At 47.7% G+C, this 6213-nt stretch carries 9 protein-coding genes and 1 pseudogene; all 10 read right to left on the bottom strand.

The window, feature by feature from the left end:
* Positions 1-98 (bottom strand): annotated as a pseudogene (locus tag WBV75_RS03845) (50S ribosomal protein L22); the annotation flags it as partial.
* A gap of 5 nt (positions 99-103) precedes the next feature.
* Entirely contained in the window at positions 104-382 is a 279-nt protein-coding gene (gene rpsS / locus WBV75_RS03840) for a 30S ribosomal protein S19 (RefSeq protein WP_424119333.1), read from the bottom strand.
* Positions 383-394: 12 nt separating this feature from the next.
* Complete coding sequence (gene rplB, locus WBV75_RS03835; RefSeq protein WP_424119332.1) at positions 395-1219, bottom strand: 50S ribosomal protein L2; 825 nt, start codon at positions 1217-1219, stop codon at positions 395-397.
* A gap of 9 nt (positions 1220-1228) precedes the next feature.
* The gene (gene rplW, locus WBV75_RS03830) at positions 1229-1519 is read right to left on the bottom strand and encodes a 50S ribosomal protein L23 (RefSeq protein ID WP_424119331.1); all 291 of its coding nucleotides are present in this window, start codon (positions 1517-1519) and stop codon (positions 1229-1231) included.
* A 6-nt stretch (positions 1520-1525) separates the two neighbouring features.
* Complete coding sequence (rplD, locus tag WBV75_RS03825; RefSeq protein ID WP_424119330.1) at positions 1526-2155, bottom strand: 50S ribosomal protein L4; 630 nt, start codon at positions 2153-2155, stop codon at positions 1526-1528.
* On the bottom strand, positions 2155-2772 hold the full coding sequence (gene rplC, locus WBV75_RS03820; protein ID WP_424119329.1) for a 50S ribosomal protein L3: 618 nt from the start codon (positions 2770-2772) through the stop codon (positions 2155-2157). The genes rplD and rplC overlap by 1 nt, the downstream gene beginning before the upstream one ends.
* A 247-nt stretch (positions 2773-3019) precedes the next feature.
* Positions 3020-3325 (bottom strand): 30S ribosomal protein S10, encoded by a 306-nt coding sequence (rpsJ, locus tag WBV75_RS03815; protein ID WP_013073266.1) that lies wholly within the window; start codon positions 3323-3325, stop codon positions 3020-3022.
* An 11-nt stretch (positions 3326-3336) separates the two neighbouring features.
* The gene (gene fusA, locus WBV75_RS03810) at positions 3337-5472 is read right to left on the bottom strand and encodes an elongation factor G (protein WP_424119328.1); all 2136 of its coding nucleotides are present in this window, start codon (positions 5470-5472) and stop codon (positions 3337-3339) included.
* A 5-nt stretch (positions 5473-5477) separates the two neighbouring features.
* Positions 5478-5954 carry a 30S ribosomal protein S7 gene (gene rpsG / locus WBV75_RS03805; RefSeq protein ID WP_424119327.1) on the bottom strand — a complete coding sequence of 159 codons (477 nt, stop codon included), beginning with the start codon at positions 5952-5954 and terminating at the stop codon, positions 5478-5480.
* A 23-nt stretch (positions 5955-5977) separates the two neighbouring features.
* Positions 5978-6213, bottom strand: a 236-nt coding sequence (rpsL, locus tag WBV75_RS03800; protein ID WP_424119326.1) for a 30S ribosomal protein S12, incomplete at its 5' end; no start/stop codon positions are given.

The raw sequence follows: 6213 nt of genomic DNA, 5'->3' as shown, positions 1-6213 counted from the left end.
TTTCTGGGGGAAGTAGGGCAGTTATTCAGTTTGGCATACACCAACTGACTCCGCTCTTCCTTTAACCTTTCGGCCATCTGTTTTTTACGAACACCCATAGCGCTTATCTTTTACCTTTGTTTTTGGCTCCGGCATGTCCCCGGAAAGTCCGGGTTGGAGAAAACTCTCCCAATTTATGCCCGACCATATTTTCCGTTACATATACCGGTACAAACTGACGTCCATTGTGCACTGCGATGGTCTGTCCTACAAAGTCAGGGGTGATCATCGAAGCTCTCGACCAGGTCTTAATGACTGATTTCTTTCCGGAATCGAGGTTCTGCTGAACTTTCTTCTCGAGACTATAGTGAACGTAAGGTCCTTTTTTTAGGGAACGTGCCATGTTTCTTTACTTTTATTTCTTTCTACGTTCTACAATATATCGGTTGCTGTCTTTGGTTCGGGAACGCGTCCTGAAACCTTTGGCAGGAATACCATTCCGCGATCTCGGATGTCCTCCGGAGGCGCGGCCTTCTCCACCACCCATCGGGTGATCTACAGGGTTCATGGCTACCGGACGTGTTCGTGGTCTTCTGCCCAACCAGCGACTGCGTCCTGCTTTACCGGATACGATCAGTTGGTGATCGGAATTCGAAACAGCTCCGATGGCCGCCATACAATTGATAAGTACCAGGCGGGTCTCCCCGGATGGCAACTTAATGGTTGCAAATTTTCCTTCGCGGGCCATCAATTGGGCAAAAGTACCCGCACTCCGTGCCATTACCGCCCCTTGACCGGGACGAAGCTCAATACAGGAGATAATGGTACCCAATGGGATTTCAGTCAGGGGCAATGCATTTCCAATCTCGGGAGCTGAGCCCGCACCTGAAATCAATTTCTGACCAACTTTAAGTCCATTCTGCGCAATGATGTAGCGCTTTTCACCGTCGGTATACTCTATAAGAGCGATAAAAGCTGAGCGGTTTGGGTCGTACTGAATGGATTTCACTTCGGCAGCAACACCTTGCTTGTCCCTTTTGAAATCGATCACTCGGTAGCGCCTCTTATGCCCTCCACCTTTATAGCGCATGGTCATTTTACCCTGCTTGTTCCGACCCCCGCTTTTCTTCAGGGGAGCCAGGAGGCTTTTTTCCGGCTTGTCCGTTGTGATGGCATCAAAGCCATTGACGACTTTAAATCGCTGGCCGGGTGTTATCGGTTTTAATTTTCTAACTGACATGCCGTTTCTTTAGAGGTTACTGTAAAAATCAATGACATCGCCATCCTCAACATTTACGATGGCCTTTTTAAAAGCTCCGGTCTTCCCTTGCTGTACCCCGGTTTTGGTAAAACGAGTCCGTCTACCGGCTCCGTAATTCATGGTACGCACTGAAGTGACTGAAACCCCATACGTCTGCTCCACAGCTTCCTTGATCTGTAACTTGTTCGCCGTCCGATTTACGATGAAACCATAACGGTTGTACAACTCACTATCAGAGGTCATTTTCTCGGTAATGATGGGTTTTATCAACACACTCATGATTTCCTATTTCTTAAGGTTGGACTCAATGGCTTCCAAAGCACCTTCCAAAAAGACAACGCTGTTTGCGTTTAATATTTTGTAAGTACTTAATTCTGAATTAGTTATGACTTCAGAACCCGCCAAATTGCGCGACGACAAATATACGTTATTATTTATATCGCCCAACACAAAGAGGGACTTTTTGTTTTCAAGCCCCAGTGCCTTCAGCATTTCAATGAAATCCTTTGTCCGGGGTTGGTCAAAACTAAAGTCTTCCAGAACCACAATTGCGTTCTCGCTGGACTTCATGCTCAGTGCAGATCTCCGCGCCAATCGCTTCACATTTTTATTCAGTTTCTGGGTGTAATCTTTAGGCCTTGGCCCGAATATTCTACCCCCACCTTTGAAAATCGGCGATTTAATACTTCCTGCCCGAGCGGTTCCGGTTCCTTTTTGCTTCTTAATCTTCCGGGTACTTCCAACAATTTCGGCCCGCTCCTTGGTTTTGTGCGTTCCCTGGCGCTGATGTGCCAGGTATTGCTTTACGTCCAGATAAATAGCGTGCTCGTTCGGCTCTATTTTGAAAACATCGTCCGAAAGCTCAGCTTTACGACCGGTGTCCTTTCCCTTGATATCTCTAACTGCTACCTTCATTACTTCTCAATTGTTATGAATGCATTTTTATGACCTGGAATACATCCTTTAACGACCAGCAGATTCTTTTCCGGAACTACCTTGAGTACCCGGAGGTTCTGAACGGTTACGCGTTCTGAACCCATCTGGCCCGCCATTTTCATCCCTTTAAAGACTCTTGCAGGATACGATGCCGCTCCAATGGAACCCGGAGCTCTAAGCCTGTTGTGCTGGCCGTGCGTAGCCTGTCCGACACCGGCAAAGCCATGCCGCTTGACAACACCCTGGAAACCTTTTCCTTTTGAGGTGCCGACAACATCGACAAATTCACCTTCTTTAAAAAGATCGACCCCTATGGTGTCTCCCAATTTATACTCGCCTGCAAAATCTCTGAATTCAACGACTTTTTTCTTGGGAGAAGCGCCTGCCTTTTTAAAATGACCGCTTTCGGCCTTGTTAGCACGCTTTTCTGCCTTGTCATCGAAACCGAGTTGCAGGGCACTATACCCGTCTACCTCTTCGGTTCTGACTTGGGTAACTACACATGGTCCGGCTTCGATAACGGTACAGGGAATATTCTTCCCATTCTCGTCAAAGATGCTGGTCATGCCTACTTTTTTTCCAATTAACCCAGACATACTATTTATATTAACATTTAAAGTTTCTGAAGTTTCCTTTCCCGCGGCCTCTGAAAACGATGTTTCGTTTTCTTTCGCTACAGGTCCGGGTCCCTCCGGTATTTATTTACACTTTTACTATTTCCAGATAAAAAAACAGGGCCAAAAACAATTCGACCCCGAATTTATTTTTGTTTCCGTTTTTCCTTCGCCAATGGGCGGCTCCGGACATGTTCAGAAGGCCTTCGTGCCCTCCGTCTTGCTAATGTCAGACCTTGATCTCAACCTCAACCCCGCTCGGAAGCTCCAGCTTCATAAGGGCGTCGATGGTTTTTGATGAAGAACTGTATATATCCAACAAGCGCTTGTAAGAGCTGAGCTCAAACTGCTCCCGCGATTTCTTATTCACATGGGGCGAACGCAATACTGTAAATATCTTTTTATGTGTTGGCAGCGGAATCGGCCCTGTGACCACCGCTCCGGTTGTCTTAACCGTTTTCACAATCTTTTCAGCAGACTTATCCACCAGATTGTGGTCGTACGATTTGAGCTTTATTCTTATTTTCTGACTCATCCTAGCGAAAATTAAGCGGTTACACCTTTAGTGGCTTTGATTACTTCTTCTGCGATATTCGATGGTGTTTCTGCATAATGCGAAAACTCCATTGTGGAAGTCGCCCGTCCGGAAGACAACGTACGCAGCGAAGTCACATAACCAAACATTTCCGACAGTGGCACATCTCCTTTGATCACCTTAGACCCCGCGCGATCAGACATACTGTTGACCTGTCCGCGACGCCTGTTGAGATCCCCGACGATATCCCCCATATTCTCCTCCGGAGTCAATACCTCCAGCTTCATTATCGGCTCGAGCAATACCGGGCGGCAGGTTTTAGCTGCCTCTTTGTACCCAATACGGGCTGCCAGTTCAAAGGAAAGAGAATCGGAATCCACAGGGTGGAAAGATCCGTCCGTAAGGGTTACTTTGAGACTATCCATTTCAAAGCCGGCCAAAGGACCGTTTTTCATAGCCTGCTTGAATCCTTTCTCTACAGAAGGAATATATTCTTTAGGAATATTTCCCCCTTTGATTTTATTGTCAAAGACCAGTCCGGTGTTTTCTTCATCTTCTGCACCCAATGGTCCCATGGTAAATACGATATCTGCAAATTTTCCACGTCCACCCGTCTGCTTTTTGTAAACTTCACGGTGGTTGCTGGTCGCGGTAATCGCTTCTTTGTACTCCACCTGGGGTTGTCCCTGGTTGACTTCAACCTTAAACTCCCTCCTAAGGCGGTCGACAATAATATCCAGGTGCAACTCACCCATTCCCGAGATAATCGTCTGTCCACTGGCTTCGTCCGTCTTCACCTGGAAGGTAGGATCCTCTTCAGCGAGCTTAGAAAGGGCCATCCCGAGCTTATCGACATCGGCCTTTGTTTTAGGTTCCACCGCAATACCAATTACCGGATCCGGGAAGTTCATACTCTCCAGGACGATAGGATGCTTTTCATCACACAGGGTATCCCCAGTTTTGATGTCCTTAAACCCAACAGCAGCCCCGATATCTCCCGCAGAAATAGAATCAATCGCATTCTGCTTGTTGGAGTGCATCTGGTATATCCGCGAAATACGCTCTTTATTCCCGGAACGGGTATTCAGAACGTAAGATCCCGCATCCAGTTTCCCGGAATAACAACGGAAAAAGGCCAGCCGTCCAACAAAAGGATCGGTTGCAATTTTAAAGGCCAAAGCCGAAAAAGGGGCTTTAGGGTCCGGTTTCCGCAATTCTGCTTCCTCTGTGTCGGGGTTAGTCCCTTCAATTGCTTCCTTATCCAGGGGAGAAGGAAGGTAACGACAAACACAATCCAGCAGGAACTGAACACCTTTATTCTTAAAAGCCGACCCACAAACCATTGGAATGATACTCATATCCATAACGGCTTCCCTCAGGGCGGCATGTACTTCATCTTCTGTGATGGAATCTTCGTCCTCGAAGAATTTTTCCATCAGTGTATCATCGTATTCGGCAACAGCTTCGATGAGCTCTGCCCGGTACTGATGCACCTCGTCTTTCATTTCAGCTGGAATATCGATCTCCTCGAAGGTAGACCCCATATTCTCTTCACTCCAAACGATAGCTCGGTTCTTGACCAGGTCTACTATCCCCCTGAAATCAGCTTCGTCCCCGATCGGCAATACGATCGGAACAGCGTTTGATTTCAGCATGTCGCGCACCTGTTGGCACACGGCGAGAAAATTAGAACCCTGACGGTCCATTTTATTGACGAATCCCATTCTCGGGACCTTGTAATTGTCTGCAAGTCTCCAGTTCGTCTCGGACTGGGGCTCCACCCCGTCTACTGCACTAAAGAGAAAGACAAGACCGTCCAAAACCCGAAGGGAACGGTTTACCTCGACCGTGAAATCCACGTGGCCGGGGGTGTCTATAATATTAAAGTGGTACGGTTTGGTGACCGCCGTAGGCAGGCCATTCTCAAGCGGAAACTGCCATGTAGTTGTAGTCGCCGCAGAGGTGATGGTAATCCCCCTCTCCTGCTCCTGCTCCATCCAGTCCATAGTTGCCGCTCCATCGTGTACTTCCCCGATTTTGTGGCTCACCCCGGTATAAAAAAGTATACGCTCGGTGGTGGTGGTTTTCCCGGCATCGATATGCGCCGCGATTCCAATATTCCTTGTATATGTTAAATCTCTCGCCATTTCTACTAAAATCTGAAGTGAGAAAATGCTTTGTTCGCCTCGGCCATCTTATGCGTATCCACACGTTTCTTGACAGCGGCACCTTCCTCTTTGGAAGCGGCCAGCACCTCTGCAGCCAATTTTTGCGCCATAGACTTCTCGTTCCGTTTTCTCGCAAAACTGATCAACCACTTCATAGCTGTTGAAATCTTGCGGTCCGGACGAATTTGCATCGGGATTTGGAAGGTGGCCCCACCTACTCTGCGACTCCGTACTTCTACGTGCGGCATAACATTGGAAAGAGCTTCTTTCCACAATTCAAGAGCCGACTTTTCCTCATCGGTCTTCTTTTCTTCGACGATATCCATAGCATCGTAAAAAATCTTAAATGCCACAGATTTTTTACCGTCCCACATCATCATGTTTACAAAACGAGTCACCAATTGATCGCTGTATCGCGGATCTGGTAACAGAGGGCGTCTTTTTGCCTGTCTTTTTCTCATTGCTACTGCTTAACTAGTGATTCCTATTTCTTAGGGCGTTTTGCACCGTACTTAGACCTGCGTTGCGTTCTCCCGGCTACCCCAGCGGTATCCAGTGCTCCGCGCACGACATGATATCTAACTCCCGGCAAATCCTTTACCCTTCCGCCCCTAACCAATACTATCGAGTGCTCCTGGAGGTTGTGTCCTTCGCCAGGGATGTAGGCATTAACCTCTTTCCCATTGGTCAGTCGTACCCTGGCCACTTTCCGCATTGCGG

It is taken from the genome of Robiginitalea sp., assembly GCF_049588695.1.
In the GTDB taxonomy this organism is placed as follows: domain Bacteria; phylum Bacteroidota; class Bacteroidia; order Flavobacteriales; family Flavobacteriaceae; genus Robiginitalea.
The sequence above is the reverse complement of the archived record's forward strand: the minus strand, read 5'-3'. Positions and strand labels throughout refer to the sequence as shown.

Excerpts from the sequence above, each read along its gene's own strand:
- rpsS (WP_424119333.1), bottom strand. The coding sequence starts at position 382 with ATGGCACGTTCCCTAAAAAAAGGACCTTACGTTCACTATAGTCTCGAG.
- rplB (WP_424119332.1), bottom strand. The coding sequence starts at position 1,219 with ATGTCAGTTAGAAAATTAAAACCGATAACACCCGGCCAGCGATTTAAA.
- rplW (WP_424119331.1), bottom strand. The coding sequence starts at position 1,519 with ATGAGTGTGTTGATAAAACCCATCATTACCGAGAAAATGACCTCTGAT.
- rplD (WP_424119330.1), bottom strand. The coding sequence starts at position 2,155 with ATGAAGGTAGCAGTTAGAGATATCAAGGGAAAGGACACCGGTCGTAAA.
- rplC (WP_424119329.1), bottom strand. The coding sequence starts at position 2,772 with ATGTCTGGGTTAATTGGAAAAAAAGTAGGCATGACCAGCATCTTTGAC.
- rpsJ (WP_013073266.1), bottom strand. The coding sequence starts at position 3,325 with ATGAGTCAGAAAATAAGAATAAAGCTCAAATCGTACGACCACAATCTG.
- fusA (WP_424119328.1), bottom strand. The coding sequence starts at position 5,472 with ATGGCGAGAGATTTAACATATACAAGGAATATTGGAATCGCGGCGCAT.
- rpsG (WP_424119327.1), bottom strand. The coding sequence starts at position 5,954 with ATGAGAAAAAGACAGGCAAAAAGACGCCCTCTGTTACCAGATCCGCGA.